A 24,438-nucleotide genomic window follows, 5' to 3' on the forward strand; every position below is an offset into this window, starting at 1 on the left:
TCGACGGGCTGTCCACCAAGATCCACCAGTGGACGCCCGACGCGTCACAGTCGGTGCCGGAGGTGGTGCCGATATGAACGCGACGGGGGCACTGGGGCGGTACGGCGAGGACCTGGCGGCGCGGCTGCTGGCCGAGGCCGGAATGACGGTGCTGGCGAGGAACTGGCGCTGCGGGCGGGCCGGTGAGATCGACATCGTGGCCCGGGACGGCGACACCGTGGTCGTCTGCGAGGTCAAGACCCGCAGGGCGGGCCCGTTCCAGCATCCGATGGCGGCGGTCACGCCGGCGAAGGCGGAGCGGCTGAGGCGACTGGCCGAGTGCTGGCTGGAGCGCACCGGCGGGCCGCCGCCCGGTGGCGTGCGCATCGACCTGGTGGGTGTGGTGCTGCCCAGGCGCGGCGCACCCACCGTCGAGCATGCGCGGGGGGTGGCCTGATGGGGTTCGCGCGTGCGTGTTCCGTGGCGCTGGTCGGCGTCGAGGGTGTGGTGGTCGAGGTCCAGGCGGACCTGGAACCGGGCGTGGCCGCCTTCACGCTGGTGGGGCTGCCCGACAAGAGCCTGTCGGAGAGCCGGGACCGGGTGAGAGCAGCGGTGGTGAACTCCGGCGCGGAGTGGCCGCAGAAGAAGCTGACCGTAGGGCTCAGCCCGGCTTCCGTCCCGAAAGGCGGCAGCGGATTCGATCTGGCGGTTGCCTGCGCGGTGCTCGGTGCGGCGGAACGCATCGACGCCAAGGACATCGCCGATCTGGTCTTGATCGGAGAGCTCGGCCTGGACGGCAGGGTGAGACCGGTACGCGGAGTGCTGCCGGCCGTCCTCGCGGCCGCCGAGGCGGGCTACCGGCAGGTGGTCGTCCCGGAGCAGACCGCGGGGGAGGCCTCGCTGGTGCCGGGGGTCTCGGTTCTGGGCGTCCGTAGTCTGCGCCAGCTCATCGCCGTACTGACCAATGAACCGGTGCCCGAGGAGGAACCGGTGCCGGAGGGCAGGCCGGATCCCATGCTGGCCGGGCTGATGGTGCCGGGCGCTGGCGTCGGCACGGGACTGTCGAGGGAGCCCGGCGAAGGGCCGGACCTGGCCGATGTCGCCGGGCAGCGCGCCGCACGGACGGCGCTGGAGGTCGCGGCGGCCGGCGGCCACCATCTCCTTCTGCACGGACCGCCCGGCGCGGGCAAGACCATGCTGGCCGAGAGGCTGCCCGGCTTGCTGCCGCCACTGACCAGACGGGAGTCCTTGGAGGTCACCGCCGTTCACTCGGTGGCGGGCATCCTGCCGCCGGGCGAGCCTTTGGTGCGAACCGCTCCGTACTGCGCGCCGCACCATTCGGCGACGATGCAGTCGCTCGTCGGCGGAGGAAACGGCCTGCCGAGACCCGGGGCGGTCTCGCTCGCCCACAGGGGCGTGCTGTTTTTGGATGAGACGCCCGAGTTCTCGGGCAAGGCGCTCGATGCTCTGAGGCAGCCGCTGGAATCCGGGCATGTGGTGGTGGCGCGGAGCGCGGGAGTGGTGCGGCTGCCGGCCCGGTTCCTGATGGTCCTGGCGGCCAATCCCTGCCCGTGTGGGCGGCACACCCTGCAGGGGGCGGGCTGCGAGTGCCCGCCGTCGGTGATCCGGCGGTATCAGGCGCGGCTGTCCGGGCCCCTGCTCGACCGGGTCGATCTGCGGGTCGGGGTCGAGCCCGTCAACCGCGGAGACCTGATGTGTCAGGGCGGCCGGGGCGAGCCGACGGCGGTCGTCGCGGCCCGGGTGCGGGAGGCCAGGGAGCGTGCCGCGGCCCGGCTGCTGGACACGCCGTGGACGGTCAACAGCGAGGTGCCGGGGCATGAGCTGCGGACGCGCTGGCTCGTCGCGCCCGGGGCGCTGGCCGCGGCCGAGCGGGACATGGAACGGGGACTGCTCACGGCGCGGGGCATCGACCGGGTGCTGCGGGTGGCGTGGACGATCGCGGACCTCGCGGGACGGGACCGGCCGCAGGCCTGCGACGTCGACCTGGCCCTGGAGTTGCGTACGGGCATCGCCCGCGGTGCGCCCATGACCGTCGGCGCCGGAGGGCCGTGATGCCGGACGCAGGGGGAGAGGCCCGGGCGGTCGCCGGGGAGCGTGAGCGGTTCGCGCGGGCCGCGCTGACGCGGGTGATCGAGCCGGGGGACGAGCATGGCGGGCGGTGGCTGCGCGAGTTCGGCGCCCAGGGGCTCATGGCACGGCTGACCGCAGCGGAGCTAGAGGAGGCAGGGCTGACCGGAGCCACGGCCAGGCGGCTCGCGGGCTACCGGATACGGGCTACGGGGGCCGACCCCGGCCGCGACCTGGCGGCGATCGCCGCGGTCGGTGGCCGCTTCATCTGCCCGGGCGACCAGGAATGGCCGACCCAGCTCGACGACCTCGGTGACGCGAGACCGATCGGACTCTGGGTGCGGGGACGGGCCGACCTGCGGAAATGGGCACTGCGCTCGGTCGCCGTCGTCGGAGCGCGGGCCTGCACTCCGTACGGGGCGCACATGGCGGCCACCCTCGGCTCCGGGCTTGCCGAGCGCGGCTGGGTCGTGGTGTCGGGGGCGGCCTACGGGGTCGACGGCTCGGCGCACCGGGGCACACTCGCCGCGGGCGGAGCCACCGTTGCCGTACTCGCCTGCGGGGTCGATGTCGTCTATCCGCGCGGGCATGCCGAATTGATCGGACGCATCGCCGAACAGGGGCTGGTCATCGGAGAGTTGGCGCCCGGCGACCATCCCACGCCCAGCAGATTCGTCCTGCGCAACCGGGTCATCGCAGCCCTCACGAGGGGCACGGTGGTCGTCGAGGCCGAATACCGCAGCGGTTCGCTGGTCACCGCGCGCAGCGCACAGAAGCTCGGCCGCTACACGATGGGAGTCCCGGGGCCGGCCACCAGCGGGCTCTCGGCGGGCGTGCACGAACTCCTGCGCGGGGAGGGTGTGCTGGTCACCGATGCCGCCGAAGTGGCCGAACTGGTCGGGGACATCGGTGATCTCGCCCCTGAGCGGCGGGGGCCCGTGCTCCCCAGGGATCTGCTGGATCCCGTCAGCGCGCGGGTTCTTGAGGCCATGCCCGCGCGCGGCGCGGCCGACGTCGGCCGGCTGGCGCGGGCCGGCGGAACGACGACCGACGAGACGCTCGGCAGGCTGTACGAACTGCACTCGCTGGGGTTCGTCGAACGGCACGGAGAAGGATGGCACTTGACGCGCAGCGCGATCCGCGGTTCGAACGCGCGGCGAGGCGGTCCTTGACCTGGAGCATTCGGGTGAAAAGGTGATGCCGATGAGCTTTGCAGGCCTGTCGGCGACATCTGAGAGCCCGGCGCGCGCGGTGGCCGCCCCGGTTCGAAGGTGTGGGCGACAGCAGATACCCGCACAGGTTCGTTCCCTCGTCCTTCGCCCACCGCAACGCTGCAGTCACGCTACGCTCACCAAGGTTCCGGCCCAGACGCTCGTCCCCCTCCCCCCTCACAGCAGAACGGCTCAAGGCAACGCATGCCCCAGCACACCTCCGGGTCTGACCGCGCGGCAGTGCCCCCCGCTGCCCGTGGCACCGTGCGGCCCCCCGCTCCTTCGTCGCTCGACGAGTTGTGGCGGTCGTACAAGGCCACGGGTGACGAGCGGCTGCGGGAGCAGTTGATCCTGCATTACTCACCTCTGGTGAAGTACGTCGCGGGACGGGTGAGCGTGGGGCTGCCGTCCAATGTTGAACAAGCGGACTTCGTCTCCTCCGGAGTCTTCGGACTCATCGACGCCATCGAGAAGTTCGACATCGACCGGTCGATCAAGTTCGAGACGTACGCGATCACCCGGATCCGTGGCGCGATGATCGACGAACTGCGGGCCCTGGACTGGATTCCGCGCTCCGTGCGGCAGAAGGCCAGGGCCGTGGAGCGGGCCTACGGCACGCTGGAGGCGCAGCTGCGGCGTACGCCCACGGAGTGCGAGGTCGCCGCCGAGATGGGGATCGCGGTGGACGAACTGCACGCGGTTTTCAGCCAGTTGTCCTTGGCGAACGTCGTGGCGCTGGAGGAGCTGCTGCATGTGGGCGGCGAGGGCGGCGACCGGCTCAGTCTGATGGACACCCTCGAGGACACGGCCGCCGACAACCCGGTCGAGGTGGCCGAGGACCGGGAGTTGCGCCGGCTGCTCGCCCGCGCGATCAACACCCTGCCCGAGCGCGAGAAGACCGTCGTCACCCTCTACTACTACGAGGGCCTCACCCTCGCCGAGATCGGCAATGTCCTCGGTGTCACCGAGAGCCGGGTCAGCCAGATCCACACGAAGTCGGTCCTGCAACTGCGCGCGAAGCTTGCCGACGTGGGGCGCTGACGCCGATTCGCCCCTGCCTCATCCGTCGGCATCCGTAGAGTGGAGGCGTGCCAAGGATTCGAGCGGCCTCCGTGGCCGAGCACCGGACGATGCAGCGCGGCGCCCTGCTGGACGCCGCACGCTCCTTGCTGTCCGAGGGCGGCACGGAGGCGCTGACCTTCCCCGCCCTCGCCGAGCGCACGGGCCTGGCCAGGTCCTCCGTCTATGAGTACTTCCGCTCTAGGGCCTCGGTCGTCGAAGAGCTGTGCGCCGTCGACTTCCCCGTCTGGGCGGCGGAGGTCGAGACCGCGATGCAGCAGGCGGACACGGCGGAGGGCAAGGTCGAGGCGTACGTACGCAAGCAGCTGGATCTCGTGGGCGACCGGCGTCACCGGGCGGTTGTCGCGATCTCCGCGAGCGAGCTGGACGCCGGGGCACGGGAGAAGATCCGTGCCGCGCACGGCGGGCTGATCGCGATGATCGTCGAGGCGCTGGGCGAGCTGGGCCAGGAGCAGCCCCGGCTGGCGGCGATGCTGCTGCAGGGTGTTGTGGACGCGGCGGTGCGCCGTATCGAGATCGGTGCGGCGGAGGACCCGGAGGCGATCGCCGACGCGGCCGTGGCGATGGCTCTGCGAGGCGTACGGGGCTGAGCCGGCGCGGGCCTGTTTCCGGCCACGGGCCTCGCGGACCCGGCCGGCGCGGGCCGATCGCCCGGCCACGCCGCAGCACCCACTGGGACACGGCGGCCGTGACCGCGAGTATCACAGCGTGCAGCGCCCCGCCCGCCCCCGCGAGAACCGGCGGGTGCACCGGCGCGTGCACCGGCGAGCGCACCGCAGGGACATCCGCGGCGGCGGTCGACTCCAGAGCCGGGACGCCGAACACCGGCAGCAGCCGGGACGGGGGACGGCGCAGCAGCCAGGGCGGCAGCAGGGACAGCGGATCCAGATACTCCCTCCCGCGCAGCAGCCCCCAGTGCAGGCACCCCGAAGCACAGTGCGACGGCCCCGCCTGCATGGTCGCCACCACCTGGCCCGCGCTCACCTCCGCGCCCTCGGGCAGCAGCGGGCGCACCGGTTCATAGGTCGTGCGCAGCGGCGGCTCACCCGTACCGGTGAGGGTCACGGACAGCACGCCGCGGCCCGCGACCCGGCCCGCGAACGAGACCCGGCCGGGCGCGGCCGCTCGTACCTCCGTGCCGGGCGGCGCGGCCAGGTCCACCCCGCGGTGCCCCGCCCCGTACGCCGTGGCCGGCGGCTCCCACCCGCGCACGACGACGGGACGGGGCGGCCCCAGCGGCCAGCTCCGGCCGCGGGAATCGTTGGCCCGGGCCGGGCCGCTGCCCGCCCAGGCCAGGGAAAGCATCAGAACGAGCAGGACGAGAAGACTGCGAAACAGGGCGCGGTTCATGGCACAGACCGTCCCGCGAATCCCGCGGCCGAGTGGATCATGGTCCCGATCTGTGGAGTACCGACCGGTTGTGGACAGCGCCGTCACCCGGCACTGCGCGGGTCCCGTACACTTCTTCTGGCGATCCGGGTCACCGGGTCGACTTCGCACGCCCCGCCACCACACCTTCTTCCGGTCGGTGGCCGCGCTCCTCGGTCCCTTGTGGCACGGCGCGTCGGGGCGTCAGGACATAACCGAGAACCCAAGGAGATACGGCCATGGCCGTCGTCACGATGCGGGAGCTGCTGGAAAGCGGCGTCCACTTCGGTCACCAGACCCGTCGTTGGAACCCGAAGATGAAGCGATTCATCTTCACGGAGCGCAACGGCATCTACATCATCGACCTGCTCCAGTCGCTGTCGTACATCGACCGCGCCTACGAGTTCGTCAAGGAGACCGTCGCCCACGGCGGCTCCATCATGTTCGTCGGCACCAAGAAGCAGGCCCAGGAGGCCATCGCCGAGCAGGCGACGCGCGTTGGCATGCCGTACGTCAACCAGCGTTGGCTGGGCGGCATGCTCACCAACTTCTCCACCGTCTACAAGCGCCTTCAGCGTCTGAAGGAGCTCGAGCAGATCGACTTCGAGGATGTGGCCGCGTCCGGCCTCACCAAGAAGGAGCTCCTGGTCCTCTCCCGCGAGAAGGCCAAGCTGGAGAAGACCCTTGGTGGTATCCGCGAGATGCAGAAGGTGCCCAGCGCCGTCTGGATCGTCGACACCAAGAAGGAGCACATCGCCGTCGGTGAGGCGCGCAAGCTCCACATCCCGGTCGTCGCGATCCTGGACACCAACTGCGACCCGGACGAGGTCGACTACAAGATCCCGGGCAACGACGACGCCATCCGCTCCGTCACCCTGCTCACCCGCGTGATCGCCGACGCCGTCGCCGAGGGCCTCATCGCCCGTTCCGGCGTCGCCACCGGTGACTCGAAGCCGGGCGAGAAGGCCGCCGGCGAGCCGCTGGCCGAGTGGGAGCGCGACCTCCTCGAGGGCGAGAAGAAGGCCGACGACGCCGAGGCTCCGGCCGCCGCCGAGGCCGAGAAGCCGGCCGAGGCCGCTGCTGAGGCTCCGGCTGCTGAGGCTCCGGCTGCTGAGGCTCCGGCTGCCGAGGCTCCGGCCGCTGAGGCCGCCCCGGCCGCCGAGGCTGAGAAGCCGGCCGCGGACGCCGAGCAGGCCTGATCACACAGGTTCGGTAGTTGACGGCGGGGGACGGTGCCACAAGCGCCGGCCCCCGCCGCTCACCCGTAGATCTTCGACTTTCGAGAGAGATTCAAGGACATGGCGAACTACACCGCCGCTGACGTCAAGAAGCTCCGCGAGCTCACCGGCGCCGGCATGATGGACTGCAAGAAGGCCCTGGACGAGGCCGAGGGCAACGTCGACAAGGCCGTCGAGGCCCTGCGCATCAAGGGCCAGAAGGGCGTCGCCAAGCGCGAGGGCCGCTCCGCCGAGAACGGCGCCGTCGTCTCCCTGATCGCCGACGACAACACCTCCGGTGTCCTCGTCGAGCTGAAGTGCGAGACGGACTTCGTCGCCAAGGGTGAGAAGTTCCAGGCCGTCGCCAACGCCCTGGCCGTCCACGTCGCCGCGACCTCTCCGGCCGACCTCGACGCGCTGCTCGCCTCCGAGATCGAGGCCGGCAAGACCGTCCAGGCGTTCGTCGACGAGGCCAACGCCAACCTCGGCGAGAAGATCGTCCTCGACCGCTTCGCGCAGTTCTCCGGTGCCTACGTCACGGCGTACATGCACCGCACCATGCCTGACCTCCCGCCGCAGATCGGTGTCCTTGTCGAGCTCGACAAGGCGAACGCCGAGGTCGCCAAGGGCGTCGCGCAGCACATCGCCGCCTTCGCGCCGAAGTACCTCTCCCGCGAGGACGTCCCGGCGGAGGTCGTCGAGACCGAGCGCCGCGTCGCCGAGGAGACCACCCGCGCCGAGGGCAAGCCCGAGGCCGCCCTCCCGAAGATCGTCGAGGGTCGCGTCAACGGCTTCTTCAAGGAGGCCACCCTCCTTGGCCAGCCCTACGCGCTCGACAACAAGAAGTCCGTCCAGAAGGTCCTGGACGAGGCCGGTGTCACGCTGAAGCGCTTCTCGCGCATCAAGGTCGGCATCTGACCCGTTAAGCGATCGACACGGGAGCCCGCTAGGGTTTCTTACGCAGTCGCCGGTCGCGCTCGCGCCGGACGACCGCAGATCTGACGAGGAGGCCATTGCCGACAGGGACACCAGCACCCCAAGGCAATGGCCTTCTTCGTATGTGCACGAGGAGATCTCCATGAACAAGGGCGCGGACGCCAACCAGGCAGCCGACGACAAGAGCGACCACGACGTCAACAAGGCCGGGCGCTTCATGCTGAAGCTGTCCGGTGAGGCCTTCGCCGGCGGCGGCGGACTCGGCGTCGACCCCGACGTCGTACACGCCATCGCGCGTGAGATCGCCGCGGTCGTCCGCGACGGTGCGCAGATCGCGGTCGTCATCGGTGGCGGCAACTTCTTCCGCGGGGCCGAGCTGCAGCAGCGCGGCATGGACCGGGCCCGCTCCGACTACATGGGCATGCTCGGCACGGTGATGAACTGCCTCGCCCTCCAGGACTTCCTGGAGAAGGAGGGCATCGACTCCCGTGTCCAGACCGCCATCACCATGGGGCAGGTCGCGGAGCCGTACATCCCGCTGCGCGCCGTGCGCCACCTGGAGAAGGGGCGCGTGGTCATCTTCGGCGCCGGTATGGGTATGCCGTACTTCTCCACCGACACCACCGCCGCGCAGCGCGCCCTGGAGATCGACGCCGAAGCCCTGCTGATGGGCAAGAACGGCGTCGACGGGGTCTACGACTCCGACCCCAAGACCAATCCCGACGCGGTGAAGTTCGACGCGCTGGAGTACGGCGAGGTGCTCTCCCGCAACCTCAAGGTCGCCGACGCCACGGCCATCACTCTCTGCCGCGACAATGCCCTTCCGATCCTTGTCTTCGAACTGCTCGCAGAAGGCAATATCGCTCGGGCCGTCAAGGGTGAGAAGATCGGCACGCTCGTGAGCGACCAGGGCACCAGGGCCTGACCCCGGGGGCTTCCCTCGAGGGATGGACAAAGTCCTGCCGGTCGGACACCGTGCAGGGAAAAGACGCGACGCAGGTTCCGCCGGCCCAGTCGAACGCCGGGCCTACTCAAGACACGCAGGAGCAAGTGGTGATCGAAGAGACCCTCCTCGAGGCCGAGGAGAAGATGGAGAAGGCCGTCCTGGTCGCCAAGGATGACTTCGCCGCGATCCGCACCGGACGTGCGCACCCGGCGATGTTCAACAAGATCGTGGCGGACTACTACGGTGCGTTGACCCCGATCAACCAGCTGGCCTCGTTCTCGGTTCCCGAGGCGCGGATGGCCGTGGTGACCCCCTTCGACAAGAGCGCGCTGCGCAATATCGAGCAGGCCATCCGCGACTCCGACCTCGGCGTCAACCCGAGCAACGACGGCAACATCATCCGGGTGGTGTTCCCGGAGCTGACGCAGGACCGCCGCAAGGAGTTCATCAAGGTCGCCAAGACCAAGGCCGAGGACTCCAAGATCTCGATCCGTTCCGTGCGCCGCAAGGCCAAGGAGACGATCGACAAGTTCATCAAGGACGGCGAGGTCGGCGAGGACGAGGGCCGCCGTGCGGAGAAGGAGCTCGACGACACCACCGCGAAGTACGTCACGCAGGTGGACGAGCTGCTGAAGCACAAGGAAGCCGAGCTGCTCGAGGTCTGATGAACGACTCTTCCTGGGGGGCCCCGCCGAGAGCCGGTTTTTGGGGGCCGCCCGACCAGGGGCCCGCCCCGGCGGGTCCCGCATACGATGAGCATGACGCACAGCAGACTCGGCCCATGCCCATCGTGCCGGACTTTCCCGACGCAGGTAGAGACGCCGAAGACCGTAACGACCGCGACCAGAACGACGACCGTGACCGGGGGGCCGCTCGGCTGAGCGGCCCTCTGTTCCGGGACGAGATTCCGCAGGAGCCCATGCCCACGCCGCCGCCGGCGTCCGAGCCGCCGCAGAAGAAGCGGGCCGGCCGTGATTTGCGGGCGGCCATAGGGGTCGGCGTCGGGCTCGGCGCTGTGATCGTGGCATCGCTGTTCATCGTCAAGGCCGTGTTCGTCGGCGTGATAGCGGTCGCGGTCGTCGTCGGGCTGTGGGAGCTCACCTCGCGTCTCGAGGAGCGCAAGCAGATCAAGGCGCCGCTGGTACCGCTCGCGGTGGGCGGCGCGGCGATGGTCGTGGCCGGTTATGTCCGCGGTGCGGAGGGCGCCTGGGTCGCGATGGCGCTCACGGCGCTCGCGGTCCTGGTCTGGCGGATGACGGAGCCGCCCGAGGGATATCTGAAGGACGTCACGGCAGGTGTCTTCGCCGCGTTCTACGTGCCGTTCCTGGCGACGTTCGTCGCGATGATGCTCACCGCCGACGACGGACCGCAGCGGGTGCTCACCTTCCTGGTGCTGACCGTGGTCAGCGACACGGGTGCGTATGCCGTCGGCTGGCGCTTCGGCAAGCACAAGCTCGCGCCGCGCATCAGCCCCGGGAAGACCCGCGAGGGCCTGGTCGGCGCGGTGACGTTCGCGATGGCGGCGGGCGCGCTGCTCATGGAGTTCGTGATCGACGACGGCACCTGGTGGCAGGGCCTGTTGCTCGGCTTCGCGGTCGCGGCCACTGCCACGCTCGGTGACCTGGGCGAGTCGATGATCAAGCGGGACCTCGGCATCAAGGACATGGGCACGCTGCTGCCGGGACACGGCGGCATCATGGACCGGCTCGACTCCCTGCTGCCGACGGCTCCCGTGGTGTGGCTGCTGATGGTGATCTTCGTCGGATCCGGCTGACCGGCTGACCTGCGCTTTTGGGCCGAGGGGTTCGTTGTCCACACGACGGCGAACCCCTCTTGGTATCTCTGCGACACTGGTAACACCATGCCCAAGCCCGGAGAACTGGCAGTGATCCTGCAGTGAAACGGGCCCCCACCTGTGCGTTTAGCGTCGGCAGAGGGCCCGTTCGGGGCCGCTGGGCCGTCTCGGGGCCGTCTGGGTAAGACGTGCCGATCAGTTCGGCGCGTGGGGAAGCCGCTGCCGGACGATTGAGCAAGTGCGCGAACGCACTCCAAGGCTGGCACCCAGCCGCCACCATTGATCCGTGCATGGCGCCACGACCGCTCTTGCACGCATGGCCACCAACATGCTGACACTGGGGGAGCAAGTGAGCCTTGAGATGAGCCAGGACTACGCCGCACTTATCGCGGGCGTCGACGGCGCACTCCTCATCGCGGCATCCGTCCAACTCCACTCCTACCGCACAAAGGGCGATGGACAGGCGACGCGCGTTGCCCGAGTGCTGTGGCTAGCCCCCTTCCCAGTCATGGTCATTTCCATCGCTCAGGTTCTGTGGTGGTCGGCTAATGGGGGCAAGGACAAAGATCCCGCGCTTGCGCTCAGGCTGTTCCTGGGCGCCCTCATCGTGCTGGCCACGATCACGCTTGATGCGGTCTTGTCCAGGTACGTCTATCAAGAAGCAGTGCCGGCCGCTGCTGACGAACGACCCAGGGCCCAAGCCTCATCATCGGCGGCGGCAAGGAACCGCAGAACGCGGTCGAGCCGCCGCTGATTGCTCCGGGCGGGGCCGATGTAGTTGCCGCGCGACATGTCGGCCGCAATGTTGGTGAGCCATTTTCAGCGAGACGCTTCTGTCCGTCGGGGAAGCTCTTGGACTTCTCGGTGCCGTCGGGGCCGATGTAGCGGGTGCGGTAGCGCATGCCCGAGCCGTGGCGGTCGGCCTTGACGCGGACGGTCTTGCTGTCAGCGTTGGTCTCGGTCTTGAACCAATGTGTCCGGGTTCGAGTGCGCCGTTCTGCCAGCCGAACTGTCTTGCCGCGTTGATCCCCTACCTGACTGGATCGCGTGTTCGAATTCCATCAAGTGGAAGATGCCTGCTGGCCGGGGGAACCTCGTTATTGTCAAACGCAGGTCGCTAGGCTTGGTTGTGCTGTAAATTGCGCTAAGGGCAAGAGGGTGCGATTCATTGATGTGGGGGTTGCTTCATGTCTGAAGCTAATCGATCCTCAATCCCGGGCGGGGATTCCGATTCCAGTTCACATGTGAGATCGGAAACTGGGGCCGCTGTGGCCGGCGGGGTGTCTGAGGAAATTCAGAGAGATTCCGATAGTGCTCCGGATGGGGGAATATCGGAGGGCGACGAACCCGTCAATCGGGTAGATCTCGGCAGTGTCGATGGCGCCACTCTTGGGAGTTCTGGCGCGTCATCTCCATCTGAGCAAAGGTCTAGAAAGTACGAAAAGGCAACCGCTCTGGGTACGCTAATGGCGGCTATTGCGGCAGTGATTGCTCTAGTGTTTTCTGGTGTCGCTACCCTCTATTCCGTGCGAGTGTCCAACGATCAGCTTGCTAATAGTCGGGAAGAGGATGAGAAAGAGGAAACGTCGCAGGCTGTGAAGGTGAACATTTGGACAGACGTGGACCTCGTCGGGAAGAGGTGGAGCGATTCTGCGTATTTTATCTACATTGAGAATCGATCCCCCGATGCGGCATACGTCCCTGTAGTCTACTTTGACTATGATGAGTTCGATAAAAAGGATGGAGCTACCAAGCGCAAGACCATGGTCTTTGCTGTGGGGCGCTTCTTGCCCGCATGTACTCGGATCAAGCTCCCTCCGAAAATGATTGTTGATCAGGCTTACCGAATCAACCCGGAAGGTAAAGCAGGTGGAAAGCCAATTTGGGGTGGCGCTGGTATAAATTTCTATGACACCTCGGGTTTGGCGTGGGATCGATTCTCCGGGGATCCTACCGATCCTCCCAGGTTGGAAAAAATCGAAAAACTGCGTAAGGTGTCGAAATCGTATGGGGTCACTTGGTATCTCGAAGAGTTGCGGCAATTGGGCGCAGTTCAGAAGGCCGACAACTGTGGCGTTGATTAAGTAGAGGTGAAGCGTGGCTACCAAAGCTACGCTTAGCGCATCTCGCCTCCCTGTGTGATGCGCAAACCGACTTTCCTGTTTGCCTGTCGCCAGACGTCTGTGAGGTTCAGATGCAACGCATCTTGCCTTCGTCCTCCACTCAGCGGGCGACCCCTCGCGTGCACGGACACTGTGTTCGGCGGAGCCATATGTGGGCCGTCCGAAGGGGCCCAGCCACGGCCGGGACGACCGACAACGACCACCGGGCGCGGCTCGGGTCCCAGGTCACACGCTTCGATCTGCGACTTTGGTAAAGCCATGCCTAAGCCTGGAGAACTTGCAGCCATCAGGCGCGAACGTGCCACCCACCTGCGCGTTTGGCGTCGGTAGGGTCCCTGTTTCGACTTTCTGGGCCGTGCTCGGCGCTCAAGTGTGAGACAGACGGCGGCGCACCGCTTTGCCGCCGGCCGCTACGAACTGCTCCATAGCAGCGTGGTGTTGGTCCCAAAGGTCGGAATACAGTGTTCATGTCCCCACGTCGCCAGCAGCTTCCCAACCGCCGGCCAGCCCTGTTCAGCTGATCGAGTGACGACAGCAGGGCTTCATCCTTCGAGAGGATGTGCAGGCGGGCTGTTGCCAGCCGCAGGGCCGAAAGATCCCAACTAGCGACCCGCCCCTCCAAGCCCAGGTGACGTTCCTCCCATATGCGATCCCGGAACTCCGTGGAGGACGCCGCCACCATGGCGCATTGCTCAAGTAGGAGCTCCGAGATGCGAGCCCGTTCCTCAGACCGCTTCACCAGGTGCTGACCCACGAGTGCGATCGCGGCACCAGCAATGGTTGCTAACAACGTCCCCCATGCGCCCATGCAAGGCATTGTTCCCGTGCCTCGCACGGGCGCATGCATGTCAGGTGGGGTCGGGATGCGAGACGTCACGGAAAGGCGATAGGACACCGTCCACTGTTTTCCTGGTCCGCTCCTGGCTCGAAGGCATGAGGTGCGCGTACACCCGCAGTGTCAGGGCCGGGTCTGTGTGGCCCAGGTACTGGCTGACGGCCTTGATGCTCTCTCCCGCGTCCAGCAGAACGGACGCGTAGAAGTGCCTCAGCGCGTGCATGCCGTGTTCGCGGGCGGAGTTTCTATTCAGGCTCTTATCATGCGCGGCGCACATTTGGGTTTGATAGACGACCGACGCAAGTTGTCACTATTCAAGCAACTGTCGGCACGAGGCTGGAGGAAGTCCGAGCCCGTAACTGTCCATGCGGAACAGCCAATGCTGATGTGGAAACTACTCGCGGCAAAGTATGGCCGAAAGGGCATCTATTCCCGAGCAGGTGACCCGCTTGGAATCCAAGCCCACGTCCTACGGAGTATTGCCCCCGAACCGGTAGCTGCCTAGCCGCTGCTTTGACGGCTGGTCTCGCAGGAGCTACGTCGACAGTCCGGTGGACGCGCGGGGCACGCACCACGGAGCTAGTTCCCATGCCAGCGTCCTCTTTGACGGGACGCCGGCGGTGTCCCCATGCTAGACGGTCCCGAACCTGCAGCGTGTTCCAGACCGAGCCTCTCGAATAGCAACGGACCGGGGGAGTGGCGTACTACAAGGCTGGTCGATATGCGCGCGAGCCGCTTTGTGACGCTGGGGGGTTGCGGCAAACGGCGGCGGGAGCCTTTGCGGCGTCAGATGCGGCCGGTCTCGTGGGCCCACATGGCGACCTCGACGCGGTTTCGGGCGCCGAGCTTTCGCATGAGGCTGGCGAGGTGGGCTTTGACGGTGCTTGGGGTGATATGGAGCTCGTTGGCGATCTCATTGTTGGTGCGGCCTTGGGCTACAGGCACGAGGACTTCCTCCTCGCGGGCGGTGAGCGGTTCTATCGGCTGCCTTGGTGGTGGGGTCTGTGCGTGGGCGAACGCTGCGAGCAGTCGGACAGTCACGCTGGGTGCGATCAGTGCGTCTCCGTCGGCGGCGGCGTGGATGGCCTGGGTCAGCAGGGCGGGTCCGGCGTCCTTGAGCAGGAACCCGCGGGCGCCGGCTTTGAGCGCCCCGTGGACATACTCGTCGAGATCGAAGGTGGTGATGACCACGATCGGCAGGGGATCGGTGACGTCGGGGCCGGCGAGGCGTCGGGTGGCTTCGATGCCGTCCATCAGCGGCATTCGGATGTCGAACAGGCCGACGTCGGGGCGCAGCTGGAGCGCCAGGCGGACTGCCTCGCGCCCGTCGGCGGCCGCGCCGACCACTTCGATGTCGGGTTGGGCGTCGAGCAGCATCGTCAGCCCGGTGCGCACGATGGGCTGGTCGTCGGCGATGAGGACCCTGATGCTCATCGTGGCGTCCCGGTTCGGGGCAGGACCGCCTCTACCCGCCAGCCCCGCTCGGCGGCGGGGCCTGCGTGGAAGGTGCCGCCGAGCAGTGAGGCGCGTTCCCGCATGCCCACCAGGCCGTAGCCTGCTGGGGCGCGGCCGCCAGCGGCGGAGCCGTCGTCGTCGATGGTCAGCCGTACCTGGTCGGCGTCGCCTGTGACGGCGACGGTGACCTGGGTCGCGTGGCGGGCGTGCCGTCGAGCGTTGGTGATGGACTCCTGGGCTAGGCGGTAGATCGCGGCCCCGACCGCCGGGCTGAGGTCGTCGAACTCGCCGAATAGCGTCACCTCGACGCAGGGACGCGTCTGGCCATCGGTGGCGAGCTGCTCGACCTCGGCCACGCCGGGCTGCGGCGCGAACTCGGTGTCCTGTGTGGCGCGGAGCACGCCGACGATGGCGCGCAGCTCGGTGAGGGTGCGGGTCGCTGCGTCCTCGATGATGGCCAGGGCCTCGATGGCACGCTCGGGGTGGGAGGCCGCGATGGCACGTCCTGCTTGGGCCTGGATGGCGATGCCCGAGACGTGGTGGGCGACGGTGTCGTGGAGTTCACGAGCGAGCTGTTCGCGTTCGCGGGCCTTGGCTTGGTCGATGTCGCGGATGAGGATCTTCGTGTGATAGCGGATCGCGGCGCCGAGCGCGGCGGCGAACAGGAAGAACCCGTATGCTGCGACCGCATCCGCCAGGCTGGTGGTGTCGGCGACGTTGGTGATGGCCAGCCAGAGCAGGATGACGCCGAGGCCGCTTACGGCTTCCCGACCGGAGCCCCACCGGAACAGGGCGTAGGCCAGGATCAGCGCCGCGGAGATGCTGTTCAGCAGGGCGCCTTGCGACCCGGTGAGGATTCTGACGATGTCGACGATCGTCAACGTGCCGAAGGAGACCGCAACCGCGACGAGCGGGTGCGTGCGTCGCCACAGCAGGGGGCCGAGGACCGCGAGCACCGCGAGTAGCAGCAGCGGGCGTGGCGCCAGGTCCTGGCGAAGCACCACTTCCAGCAGGGACCAGCAGATCAGTACTGCGACCAAGGCCCAGTCCCGCGGCCTCCGGTCCGGGGCATTCGTGGGTCGAGGTTCGGCCCACAGCGAGCGGAGTGCGTTGGTGGCCATCTGATCAGCCTAGGCGGCCCGCGTGCTCGGTGTATCCGCTGAAAGTACAAGAGCTCGGCTGTGCCAACGGCCAGGTCGAATCAGGCTCCGCGGCTGATGTGCCCGCCGCCGGCATCCGTGAAGGTGGAAGCACCCACCCAATCAAGCCAGGGAGCGTTGTGATGAGAACGCCTCAATCCCATACCGCACTAGAGAATCCGCCGTCCCAGAGCACGCTGGAAGATCTGCGCATGCCCGTGCAGGCCAAGCTCGCAGCAGCATGGACCAGCTTCATGTTCCTCTACATCTACGTCGACTACCTCGCCCTGTACAAGCCCGGCTTCGTCGACGACATCCTGGCCGGCATCGTCCACGAGTTCGACATCGGTCCAACCTTTGTCGCCATTGCGCTCACGCTCATGGCCATCCCGATCCTCATGATCCTGCTCTCCGCGACACTGCCCGCCCGTGTCAACCGCACCATCAACCTCGTCGTAGCAACGCTCTACATCCCCGTCTCGATGTTCAACGCGGTAGGGGAGTCTTGGACCTACTTCTACTTCTACGGCCTCTCCATCGGACTCGAGGTGCTGCTCCTGGCCTTCATCCTGCGCTCCGCCTGGACCTGGCCACGCCGCATCGCATCACCGGCGACCCTGGCAGCCAGCCTCGACAGCGAGCCACTCCGCAGGCCGCAGCAGGCGTGACTGCCCGCCCCGCGCCCGACCATCCTTCGCTCGCGCCACCCGCGGGCACGGTCCATTCAGCGGTGACCTGATGGTCATGCCGGTGTGGCGATGCTCCAGGGATCGCCCAGAAAGGCGTTGCGTAGGGCTGTGAAGACCTCGACGCCGTGGGCTTTGGCCGTGGCGATGTAGGAACGGACGCGGCAGAACGCGGTGAGTCCTCGCATGCTGCGCCAGCTCCCGCTGATCTTGGCTTGGAGCTTGGCCATCCTGATCGCCTGCTCGGCCCACGCCTGATGTTCGGGGTCGGACTCCCACACGGCCTTGAGGTCGCGCAGCAGGTGAGCGCAGCACAGTTGCACCTGGGTGACCTTCCCGCCACGGGTGGGGTCGCTGTATTTGTGGTAGCCGTGCCAGTCATCGCGGATGAGCACTCCGGCGAAGCGCGGCAGGATGTCGAAGCCGTCCACGGCGGCGTGGCGCGATCTGACCACGGATCGTCACCCGCCGGCCGCCCGTTCCTGCCGCACGGTGCACGACGATCGGCACTGTGCCCATGCCCTCAGGCTCGGACACCTCGCGGTTCACAGCACACCGAGGTCTGTATCGGGTCGGCAGTACGGGCACGCCGTGATGCCGTCTTCTGTGATTGCGCGGAGTGCTTGCTCGCGGGTCAGCAGTTTCGTGGGATTGCCAGCCATACGGCAGTCGCTCATGTGTACCGCGTCCGGGCTGGGCTTACCGCCTGCTCTCAGCATCGACAGCTTCCATGCAGGCTCGCGGGGGCAGAGTGCGTGCCGCGCGCGCAGCTGCTGCCTCCTGGCGCTCCAGTTCTGCGATGGATTCGTCAGTGCGGCGCAGCTGCCATGCGAGCCACTGGCGGACGCTGCGCAGGCGTTCCAGGCGGGGCACTTCTTCGGACACGTGTTCGAGTCTAGGTCTTCGGGAGTCCCAGTTCGACAGAGAGGCCACAGCGGGGGAGAGGTTCGCCATGCCGTGGTCGAAGGCTCCAGTGGTATCGCTCGCGCTTCCCCTTGGCCCGCTGGCCAGCCAGAACGCGCTCCGGGCTGGGCCGTCTGTGGGCCGTCCGAGGGTGCCCACCATTGACCGACAACGACCGACAACGCCTACCCCGCAAGCCGACGGCCCCAGGTCACGAGAATCCTTCTGCGACACTGGTGGGACCATGCCCAAGCCCGGAGAACTCACTTTCGTCGCGCCCCGCGGAGCCAAGAAGCCCCCGCGGCATCTCGCCGACCTCACGCCCGCCGAGCGCAAGGACGCCGTCGCCGCGATCGGCGAGAAGCCGTTTCGTGCCAAGCAGCTCTCGCAGCACTACTTCGCGCGGTACGCCCACGACCCCGCCCAGTGGACCGACATCCCCGCATCCGCGCGCGAGAAGCTCGCCGCCGAGCTGCTGCCGGATCTGATGTCCGTCGTACGGCACATCTCGTGCGACGAAGAGACCACCCGCAAGACCCTGTGGCGGCTTCACGACGGGACGCTCGTCGAGTCCGTACTCATGCGCTACCCGGACCGGGTGACCATGTGCATCTCGTCGCAGGCCGGCTGCGGAATGAACTGCCCCTTCTGCGCCACCGGGCAGGCGGGACTCGACCGCAATCTGTCGACCGCCGAGATCGTGCACCAGATCGTCGACGGCATGCGCGCGCTGCGCGACGGCGAGGTGCCCGGAGGCCCGGCGCGGCTGTCCAACATCGTCTTCATGGGCATGGGCGAGCCGCTCGCCAATTACAAGCGGGTCGTCGGCTCCATCCGCCGTCTCACCGACCCCGAGCCGGACGGTCTCGGTCTCTCGCAGCGCGGGATCACCGTTTCCACCGTCGGTCTGGTGCCCGCGATGCTGCGCTTCGCCGACGAGGGCTTCAAGTGCCGCCTCGCCGTCTCGCTGCACGCGCCGGACGACGAGCTGCGCGACACCCTGGTCCCGGTCAACACGCGCTGGAAGGTCCGCGAGGTCCTGGACGCGGCTTGGGAGTACGCGGAGAAGTCCGGCCGCCGTATCTCCATCGAGTACGCGCTGATCAGGGACATCAATGATCAGGCGTGGCGGGGCGATCTGCTCGGCCGCCTGCTCAAGGGCAAGCGCGTCCACGTGAATCTGATCCCGCTCAACCCGACGCCGGGCTCGAAGTGGACGGCATCGCGCCCCGAGGACGAGAAGGCCTTCGTGGAGGCGATCGCGGCCCACGGTGTGCCCGTGACCGTACGGGACACCCGTGGCCAGGAGATCGACGGAGCGTGCGGACAGCTCGCGGCGTCCGAGCGGTAGTCTGGGCTCGAACCATTTGCATATTCCGACAGGGGAGCGCCACAGCGCTGAGAGTGCGGCACATGCTTGGAGACAAGCACGTGGTCGCAGACCCTCTGAACCTTGCCCAGGTCATTCTGGGTAGGAAGTTCGGTCATCACTCAAGCTGTTGCGCCCTGCTCACGCCGTGTGAGCAGGGCCGCGTCTCTTCCTGGTCACTCCAGGAGGAATTCAGTGAGCACCACCAAGAAGGTGGCGGTTTCCGCCATCGCCGTCGCGCTCGGCGTCTCGACGCTCGCCGCGTGCGGGGAGTCCAAGGACTCCGCCACGGACAGCGGTCCGAAGTCCAAGACCGTGACGCTGGTCAGCCATGACTCGTTCGTCGCCTCGCCCGCCGTACTGAAGCAGTTCACCAAGGAGACCGGCTACACGGTCAAGGTGCTCCAGAGCGGCGACGCGGGCGCTGCCCTCAACAAGGAGATCCTCACCAAGGGCTCCCCGCAGGGCGATGTCTTCTTCGGCGTCGACAACACCCTCCTCTCGCGCGCACTGGACAACGATCTGTTCACGCCGTACGAGGCCAAGGGCCTGGACCAGGTGCCCGACGAGGTGCAGCTCGACAAGGACAAGCACCGCGTCACGCCCGTCGACACCGGCGACATCTGCGTCAACTACGACAAGAAGTACTTCGCCGACAAGAAGCTGGCTCCGCCGCAGTCCTTCGACGACCTGATCAAGCCCGAGTACAAGAACCTGCTGGTCACGGAGAACGCGGCGACCTCGTCGCCCGGCCTCGGCTTCCTCCTCGGCAGCATAGGCAAGTACGGCGAGGACGGCTGGCAGGACTACTGGAAGAAGCTGAAGAGCAACGGCGTCAAGGTCGTCGACAGCTGGGAGCAGGCGTACAACAACGAGTTCTCCGGTTCCGCCGGTGGCAAGAAGGCCAAGGCGGACCGCCCGCTGGTCGTCTCGTACGCCTCCAGCCCGCCGGCCGAGGTGGTCTTCGCCAAGCCGCAGCCGACCGAGGCGCCCACCGGCGTCGCGACCGGAACCTGCTTCCGTCAGACGGAGTTCGCGGGACTCCTGAGCGGCGCGAAGAACGAGGAGGGCGGCAAGGCCCTGCTGGACTTCATGATCTCCAAGCAGTTCCAGGAGGACATGCCGCTCAACATGTTCGTCTACCCGGTGATCAAGGGCGCGAAGCTGCCCGAGGCGTTCACCAAGTTCGGCGCTGTCGTCGACAAGCCGGAGACCGTCGCTCCCGACAAGATCGCCAAGAACCGTGAGCAGTGGGTCCAGTCATGGTCCTCGCTCGTAGTGAAGTAACGAAGTCCGTCCGGTCCTCCGTCCGCGGTTCCGTTCGGGGGAATGCGGCACGGCTCGGGCTGATGGCCGGGCCCGCCGTGTTCTTCGCGGTCTTCTTCGCCTACCCCGTCGTCTCGATCGTCGGCCGCGGCCTCCAGGTCGACGGGGTATGGCAGTTCGGGCGGATCGGCGAGGTGCTGAGCCGCGCCGACATCCAGCGCGTGCTGTGGTTCACCGCCTGGCAGGCGCTCGCGTCCACCGCGCTCACGCTGCTGATCGCGCTGCCCGCCGCGTATGTCTTCGCCCGCTTCGACTTCCCGGGCAAGCAGCTGCTGCGGGCGGTGGTGACCGTTCCGTTCGTGCTGCCGACCGTCGTCGTCGGGACCGCGTTCCTGGCCCTCCTCGGCCGTGGGGGACTGCTGGACGAGCTGTGGGGCGTCCGGCTGGACACCACTGTGTGGGCGATTCTGCTCGCGCATGTCTTCTTCAACTACGCCGTCGTCGTACGGACCGTGGGCGGTCTGTGGTCACAGCTCGACCCGCGTCAGGAGGAGGCCGCGCGCGTGCTGGGTGCCGGGCGGTTCGCGGCCTGGCGGCGGGTGACGCTGCCCGCGCTGGGACCCGCCGTGGCCGCCGCCGCTCTTATGGTCTTCCTCTTCACCTTCACCTCGTTCGGCGTCGTACAGATCCTCGGCGGACCGACGTTCTCGACGCTCGAGGTGGAGATCTACCGGCAGACGGCCCAACTGCTCGATCTGCCCACGGCGGCCGTGCTCACGCTGGTTCAGTTCGCCGCGGTGGGCGCGATCCTGGCGGTGCACGCGTCGACGGTCCGGCGGCGGGAGACCGCGCTGAAGCTGGTCGACCCGGCTCAGACCGCGCGCCGGCCGCGCGGTCCCCGGCAGTGGGCACTGCTCGGCGGGGTCCTGCTCACCGTGCTGCTGCTGATCCTGGTGCCCCTCGGAGTGCTCGTCGAACGCTCGCTGGACGGGCCGGGCGGTTACGGCTTCGACTTCTACCGGGCCCTGCAGTCGACCGGAGACGCAGGCAGCAGCTTCCTCGTCCCGCCGATCGAGGCGATCTGGAACTCGATGCGGTACGCGCTGGCGGCGACCGGCATCGCACTGCTCATCGGCGGGCTCGCGGCCGCCGCGCTCACCCGGCGCGCGGGACGGTTCGTGCGCGGGTTCGACGCGCTCCTGATGCTTCCGCTCGGGGTCTCCGCGGTGACCGTCGGCTTCGGCTTTCTGATCACCCTCGACAAGCCGCCGCTGGATCTGCGTACCTCGTGGATTCTCGTACCACTGGCGCAGGCACTGGTCGGTGTCCCCTTCGTCGTACGGACCATGCTGCCCGTCCTCCGGGCGGTCGACGACCGGCTGCGCGAGGCCGCGGCCGTGCTCGGAGCCTCGCCGCTGCGGGTCTGGCGTGAGGTCGATCTGCCGATGGTGCGGCGTGCCGTACTGATCGCGGCGGGGTTCGCCTTCGCCGTGTCGCTCGGTGAGTTCGGGGCGACCGTCTTCATCGCCAGGCCCGACCGTCCGACCCTGCCGGTCGCCGTGGCACGCCTGCTCGGGAGGCCCGGCGAGCTCAACTACGGTCAGGCGATGGCTCTTTCGACGATCCTGATGGTGGTGTGCGCGGCAGCGGTGCTGCTCCTCGAACGCATCCGTACCGACAAAACCTCCGGGGAGTTCTGATGGCCTTGCTGCGACTGGAGGATGTGACCGTACGGTTCGGGGCGCGCGCGGCGCTCGACGCGGTGGACCTGGAGGTCGCCGAGCACGAGATCGTCTGCGTGCTCGGGCCGAGCGGCAGCGGCAAGTCCACCCTGCTGAGGATCGTTGCCGGACTCCAGTCCGCGGACACCGGGCGGGTGCTGCTGTCCGGCGCCGACCAGGCGGGGGTGCCCGTGCACCGGCGCGGAGTCGGGTTGATGTTCCAGGACCACCAGCTCTTCCCGCAGCGCGACGTGGGCGGCAATGTCGCCTTCGGGCTGCGGATGCGCGGTGTCGGCCGGGCCGAACGGGCCCGCCGCGTCGATGAGTTGCTGACGCTCGTCGGGCTGCCTGCCGCACAGCGCCGGGCGGTGGCCTCGCTGTCCGGCGGCGAGCAGCAGCGGGTGGCGCTGGCCCGGGCGCTCGCGCCGGAGCCCCGGCTGCTGATGCTGGACGAGCCGCTCGGCCAGCTGGACCGGGGGCTGCGGGAGCGGCTTGTCGTCGAACTGCGGGAGCTGTTCGGGCGGTTGGGCACCACCGTGCTGGCGGTCACTCACGACCAGGGTGAGGCTTTCGCCCTCGCCGACCGTGTCGTGGTCATGCGGGACGGGCGGATCGCCCAGGCCGGCACTCCGCTGGAGGTCTGGCAGCGGCCCGCGTCCGAATTCGTCGCACGCTTCCTCGGCTTCGACAACGTGGTGGCGGCGACGGTGAGCGGGACGGCCGCCGACACGGTGTGGGGCAAGATCCCGGTGCCGGACGGCTCGCCGCAGGGCGAGTGCAAGATCCTGGTCCGGCCCGCGGGCGTACGGCTGGACGACGCGTCGTCCGGGCTGGCGTGCAGGGTCGAGGGGCTTACGTTCCGGGGCAACCATGTCGCAGTACGGCTGAGGCCCGCCGGCGCGCCGCCGCTGGAGGCGGAGTGCTCCCTGCGGGACGCGCCGGAGGAAGGAGCCGAAGTGGGCGTGGTCTTCGGCGCCGAGGACGTGGTCGTGCTCAGCGAACGGTGACGACCTCTTCCGGACGCAGCTCGTCGGCGCCGGGCTCCTGCGGCTGTGGCTCCGTGCCATGAGCCTCCGGCGCGCCGAACCAGGCGACCGCGACGGCGCCCGCCACCGCCAGGACGAACCCGAGGAACGCCATCCAGGCGAAGCCCTCGCGCGAGGTGTCGCCCAGCCACAGGACGCCGATCATGCCCGGCAGTACGGTCTCGCCCACCACCAGCGCCGCCGTCGCACCGTTCACCGAGCCGATCTGAAGGGCAATCGTGTGCAGATACATGCCGCCGATCCCGGCCACCAGGATCGCGTAGAGCGCCGGGTCCGCGAGCAGAGCGCCCAGGTCGAAGGGGTCGATGCCGTTCAGTACGCGTACGCCGACACCCAGAGCGCCGAAGCCGAGACCCGACAGCAGACCGGCCAGGATCGCGGCGCGGGCGCCGAGAAGACGTACGACGACGGTCCCGCCGACCATCAGCAGCAGCGAGATCGCCAGCAGCCACCAGTGCGTCGCGATCGGGGTGTGGCCACTGCCCTCCGGGCCCGCGGCCGACCCCAGCAGCACCAGGGCCGAGCAGACGACGGCGATCGAGGTCCACTCGGCGCGGTTCAGGCGGATGCCCAGCAGCTTGACGCTCAGCACGGCCGTGATCACCAGGTTCGCGCTGATCACGGTCTGCGAGAGGAACAGCGGGAGCAGCCGGGCCGCCAGCGCGCCCAGGCCGAAGCCGACGAAGTCCAGGATGGTGCCGACGATGAACTCCCAGGTCATCGCGGCCTTCGCGGTGGACGACAGGCTCGGCCCGCCGTGCTGCGTGACGCCCGACGCGGCCGCCTCCCGGGCTGACCTGCGGGATCCCACGGCCTGGAGCACCGACCCCGTGCCATAACAGATCGAGGCCGCGACAGCGGTCAGTAGGCCAATCAGCACCAGGGGCTCCGTTCACGTGGGGTCAGTCCAACTCCGGCTGGACTGCCAGACGCGTGTTCGGCCTCCGAAGTTGCTTTTCGGTGATTAATCGCCGCTGGTCAGGCTCATCAGCGCGGCCGGAGCCTCGTCGACCGAGTCGACGAGCGCGATACGGGACTCCATCGCGCGGCCCATCGCGAGGGACTGGAGCAGTGGCCAGGCGGGGAGCGTCCGCGTCCAGTGCACGCGGTTCACGAGGACCGTGGGGGTCGGTTCGCCGCGGCGCCTTGCCCTACCCGGCACCCCGTGCCGGGCAACTACGGGGGCTGGCGCCCCCGTTGGTCCCGTGTGCCTGCTTCGCGGCGTCCTGCGGGACCGGCCCTGCGCTGCCGTCGGCCTCGCCGCACCTCGCCTTG

Annotated in this window: 23 protein-coding genes, 3 pseudogenes and 1 riboswitch; of the genes and pseudogenes, 17 read left to right on the forward strand and 9 right to left on the reverse strand. The window is 68.2% G+C overall.

Going from position 1 to position 24,438, the window contains the following annotated elements; all coding sequences use genetic code 11:
* The first annotated feature begins 73 nt into the window (after positions 1-73).
* The 5 genes from OG741_RS28520 (at position 74) to OG741_RS28540 (ending at position 4,948) form a co-directional block, all read left to right on the forward strand.
* A complete protein-coding gene (locus tag OG741_RS28520) occupies positions 74-436 on the forward strand; it encodes a YraN family protein (RefSeq protein ID WP_405602586.1) in 363 nt (120 codons plus the stop codon).
* Positions 436-2,052 (forward strand): YifB family Mg chelatase-like AAA ATPase, encoded by a 1,617-nt coding sequence (locus OG741_RS28525; protein ID WP_405602588.1) that lies wholly within the window; start codon positions 436-438, stop codon positions 2,050-2,052. Before OG741_RS28520 ends, OG741_RS28525 begins: the two co-directional genes overlap by 1 nt.
* On the forward strand, positions 2,052-3,239 hold the full coding sequence (dprA, locus tag OG741_RS28530) for a DNA-processing protein DprA (protein ID WP_405602589.1): 1,188 nt from the start codon (positions 2,052-2,054) through the stop codon (positions 3,237-3,239). Before OG741_RS28525 ends, dprA begins: the two co-directional genes overlap by 1 nt.
* Positions 3,240-3,482: 243 nt before the next feature.
* Entirely contained in the window at positions 3,483-4,319 is an 837-nt protein-coding gene (whiG, locus tag OG741_RS28535; protein ID WP_266488838.1) for an RNA polymerase sigma factor WhiG, read from the forward strand.
* A 71-nt stretch (positions 4,320-4,390) separates the two neighbouring features.
* Entirely contained in the window at positions 4,391-4,948 is a 558-nt protein-coding gene (locus tag OG741_RS28540) for a TetR/AcrR family transcriptional regulator (RefSeq protein WP_266489294.1), read from the forward strand.
* Between the two features lie 220 nt (positions 4,949-5,168).
* Here OG741_RS28540 and OG741_RS28545 read toward each other — a convergent pair.
* Positions 5,169-5,663, reverse strand: a pseudogene (locus OG741_RS28545) (M23 family metallopeptidase); the annotation flags it as partial.
* 302 nt (positions 5,664-5,965) lie between these two features.
* On the opposite strand from OG741_RS28545, the gene rpsB reads away from it, so the two are divergent.
* The 6 genes from rpsB (at position 5,966) to OG741_RS28575 (ending at position 11,374) form a co-directional block, all read left to right on the forward strand.
* On the forward strand, positions 5,966-6,925 hold the full coding sequence (gene rpsB / locus OG741_RS28550; RefSeq protein WP_405602592.1) for a 30S ribosomal protein S2: 960 nt from the start codon (positions 5,966-5,968) through the stop codon (positions 6,923-6,925).
* A gap of 99 nt (positions 6,926-7,024) precedes the next feature.
* Positions 7,025-7,861, forward strand: a complete 837-nt coding sequence (tsf, locus tag OG741_RS28555; protein WP_266488843.1) for a translation elongation factor Ts — start codon at positions 7,025-7,027, stop codon at positions 7,859-7,861.
* Between the two features lie 160 nt (positions 7,862-8,021).
* Complete coding sequence (gene pyrH, locus OG741_RS28560) at positions 8,022-8,804, forward strand: UMP kinase (protein ID WP_266488844.1); 783 nt, start codon at positions 8,022-8,024, stop codon at positions 8,802-8,804.
* Between the two features lie 128 nt (positions 8,805-8,932).
* Entirely contained in the window at positions 8,933-9,490 is a 558-nt protein-coding gene (gene frr / locus OG741_RS28565; protein WP_266488847.1) for a ribosome recycling factor, read from the forward strand.
* Positions 9,490-10,599, forward strand: a complete 1,110-nt coding sequence (locus OG741_RS28570) for a phosphatidate cytidylyltransferase (protein WP_266488850.1) — start codon at positions 9,490-9,492, stop codon at positions 10,597-10,599. Before frr ends, OG741_RS28570 begins: the two co-directional genes overlap by 1 nt.
* Positions 10,600-10,936: 337 nt before the next feature.
* Positions 10,937-11,374 carry a hypothetical protein gene (locus tag OG741_RS28575; protein WP_405606010.1) on the forward strand — a complete coding sequence of 146 codons (438 nt, stop codon included), beginning with the start codon at positions 10,937-10,939 and terminating at the stop codon, positions 11,372-11,374.
* Between the two features lie 11 nt (positions 11,375-11,385).
* On the opposite strand, the pseudogene OG741_RS28580 reads toward OG741_RS28575, so the two are convergent.
* Positions 11,386-11,624, reverse strand: a pseudogene (locus tag OG741_RS28580) (hypothetical protein); the annotation flags it as partial.
* Between the two features lie 528 nt (positions 11,625-12,152).
* On the opposite strand from OG741_RS28580, the gene OG741_RS28585 reads away from it, so the two are divergent.
* Positions 12,153-12,704: a hypothetical protein gene (locus OG741_RS28585; RefSeq protein WP_405602597.1), complete on the forward strand. Its 552-nt coding sequence runs from the start codon at positions 12,153-12,155 to the stop codon at positions 12,702-12,704.
* An 887-nt stretch (positions 12,705-13,591) separates the two neighbouring features.
* On the opposite strand, the pseudogene OG741_RS28590 reads toward OG741_RS28585, so the two are convergent.
* The 3 genes and pseudogenes from OG741_RS28590 to OG741_RS28600 all read right to left on the reverse strand — a co-directional run.
* Positions 13,592-13,819, reverse strand: a pseudogene (locus OG741_RS28590) (tyrosine-type recombinase/integrase); the annotation flags it as partial.
* Positions 13,820-14,364: 545 nt separating this feature from the next.
* Entirely contained in the window at positions 14,365-15,012 is a 648-nt protein-coding gene (locus OG741_RS28595; RefSeq protein ID WP_108153103.1) for a response regulator transcription factor, read from the reverse strand.
* A complete protein-coding gene (locus OG741_RS28600; protein ID WP_405602600.1) occupies positions 15,009-16,154 on the reverse strand; it encodes a sensor histidine kinase in 1,146 nt (381 codons plus the stop codon). Before OG741_RS28600 ends, OG741_RS28595 begins: the two co-directional genes overlap by 4 nt.
* Positions 16,155-16,384: 230 nt before the next feature.
* On the opposite strand from OG741_RS28600, the gene OG741_RS28605 reads away from it, so the two are divergent.
* Complete coding sequence (locus OG741_RS28605; RefSeq protein WP_217505176.1) at positions 16,385-16,840, forward strand: DUF6326 family protein; 456 nt, start codon at positions 16,385-16,387, stop codon at positions 16,838-16,840.
* A gap of 74 nt (positions 16,841-16,914) precedes the next feature.
* Here OG741_RS28605 and OG741_RS28610 read toward each other — a convergent pair whose 3' ends face one another.
* Complete coding sequence (locus OG741_RS28610; protein ID WP_405602603.1) at positions 16,915-17,313, reverse strand: transposase; 399 nt, start codon at positions 17,311-17,313, stop codon at positions 16,915-16,917.
* A 90-nt stretch (positions 17,314-17,403) separates the two neighbouring features.
* Positions 17,404-17,577: a DUF6233 domain-containing protein gene (locus OG741_RS28615; protein ID WP_405602606.1), complete on the reverse strand. Its 174-nt coding sequence runs from the start codon at positions 17,575-17,577 to the stop codon at positions 17,404-17,406.
* A 428-nt stretch (positions 17,578-18,005) separates the two neighbouring features.
* Between OG741_RS28615 and rlmN the strand changes: the two genes are divergently transcribed.
* The 4 genes from rlmN (at position 18,006) to OG741_RS28635 (ending at position 23,124) form a co-directional block, all read left to right on the forward strand.
* The gene (rlmN, locus tag OG741_RS28620; RefSeq protein WP_405602608.1) at positions 18,006-19,112 is read left to right on the forward strand and encodes a 23S rRNA (adenine(2503)-C(2))-methyltransferase RlmN; all 1,107 of its coding nucleotides are present in this window, start codon (positions 18,006-18,008) and stop codon (positions 19,110-19,112) included.
* Between the two features lie 20 nt (positions 19,113-19,132).
* A riboswitch (TPP riboswitch) is annotated at positions 19,133-19,257 on the forward strand.
* Positions 19,258-19,325: 68 nt separating this feature from the next.
* Positions 19,326-20,417: a thiamine ABC transporter substrate binding subunit gene (locus tag OG741_RS28625; RefSeq protein WP_405602611.1), complete on the forward strand. Its 1,092-nt coding sequence runs from the start codon at positions 19,326-19,328 to the stop codon at positions 20,415-20,417.
* Positions 20,418-20,479: 62 nt separating this feature from the next.
* Positions 20,480-22,096, forward strand: a complete 1,617-nt coding sequence (locus OG741_RS28630) for an ABC transporter permease (protein WP_405602613.1) — start codon at positions 20,480-20,482, stop codon at positions 22,094-22,096.
* Positions 22,096-23,124, forward strand: a complete 1,029-nt coding sequence (locus tag OG741_RS28635; RefSeq protein WP_405602616.1) for an ABC transporter ATP-binding protein — start codon at positions 22,096-22,098, stop codon at positions 23,122-23,124. Before OG741_RS28630 ends, OG741_RS28635 begins: the two co-directional genes overlap by 1 nt.
* On the opposite strand, the gene OG741_RS28640 is transcribed toward OG741_RS28635, so the two are convergent.
* Entirely contained in the window at positions 23,111-24,043 is a 933-nt protein-coding gene (locus OG741_RS28640) for a hypothetical protein (RefSeq protein ID WP_405602619.1), read from the reverse strand. The two genes, OG741_RS28635 and OG741_RS28640, sit on opposite strands and share 14 nt — an antisense overlap.
* A gap of 84 nt (positions 24,044-24,127) precedes the next feature.
* Positions 24,128-24,277, reverse strand: coding sequence for a hypothetical protein (locus OG741_RS28645; RefSeq protein WP_405602621.1), 150 nt, complete (start codon positions 24,275-24,277; stop codon positions 24,128-24,130).
* Positions 24,278-24,438 lie beyond the last annotated feature (161 nt).

Origin of the sequence: Streptomyces sp. NBC_01410, from assembly GCF_045040195.1 — a bacterium.
Classification (GTDB): domain Bacteria; phylum Actinomycetota; class Actinomycetes; order Streptomycetales; family Streptomycetaceae; genus Streptomyces.

Bases quoted from the DNA above. Each gene is read 5' to 3' on its own strand.
- OG741_RS28570 (WP_266488850.1), top strand. From the start codon at position 9,490: ATGAACGACTCTTCCTGGGGGGCCCCGCCGAGAGCCGGTTTTTGGGGG.
- OG741_RS28575 (WP_405606010.1), top strand. From the start codon at position 10,937: ATGGCCACCAACATGCTGACACTGGGGGAGCAAGTGAGCCTTGAGATG.
- whiG (WP_266488838.1), top strand. From the start codon at position 3,483: ATGCCCCAGCACACCTCCGGGTCTGACCGCGCGGCAGTGCCCCCCGCT.
- OG741_RS28600 (WP_405602600.1), bottom strand. From the start codon at position 16,154: ATGGCCACCAACGCACTCCGCTCGCTGTGGGCCGAACCTCGACCCACG.
- dprA (WP_405602589.1), top strand. From the start codon at position 2,052: ATGCCGGACGCAGGGGGAGAGGCCCGGGCGGTCGCCGGGGAGCGTGAG.
- OG741_RS28635 (WP_405602616.1), top strand. From the start codon at position 22,096: ATGGCCTTGCTGCGACTGGAGGATGTGACCGTACGGTTCGGGGCGCGC.
- OG741_RS28605 (WP_217505176.1), top strand. From the start codon at position 16,385: ATGCCCGTGCAGGCCAAGCTCGCAGCAGCATGGACCAGCTTCATGTTC.
- OG741_RS28525 (WP_405602588.1), top strand. From the start codon at position 436: ATGGGGTTCGCGCGTGCGTGTTCCGTGGCGCTGGTCGGCGTCGAGGGT.
- OG741_RS28520 (WP_405602586.1), top strand. From the start codon at position 74: ATGAACGCGACGGGGGCACTGGGGCGGTACGGCGAGGACCTGGCGGCG.
- OG741_RS28630 (WP_405602613.1), top strand. From the start codon at position 20,480: ATGGCCGGGCCCGCCGTGTTCTTCGCGGTCTTCTTCGCCTACCCCGTC.
- rpsB (WP_405602592.1), top strand. From the start codon at position 5,966: ATGGCCGTCGTCACGATGCGGGAGCTGCTGGAAAGCGGCGTCCACTTC.
- OG741_RS28615 (WP_405602606.1), bottom strand. From the start codon at position 17,577: ATGCTGAGAGCAGGCGGTAAGCCCAGCCCGGACGCGGTACACATGAGC.
- rlmN (WP_405602608.1), top strand. From the start codon at position 18,006: ATGCCCAAGCCCGGAGAACTCACTTTCGTCGCGCCCCGCGGAGCCAAG.
- pyrH (WP_266488844.1), top strand. From the start codon at position 8,022: ATGAACAAGGGCGCGGACGCCAACCAGGCAGCCGACGACAAGAGCGAC.
- OG741_RS28595 (WP_108153103.1), bottom strand. From the start codon at position 15,012: ATGAGCATCAGGGTCCTCATCGCCGACGACCAGCCCATCGTGCGCACC.
- tsf (WP_266488843.1), top strand. From the start codon at position 7,025: ATGGCGAACTACACCGCCGCTGACGTCAAGAAGCTCCGCGAGCTCACC.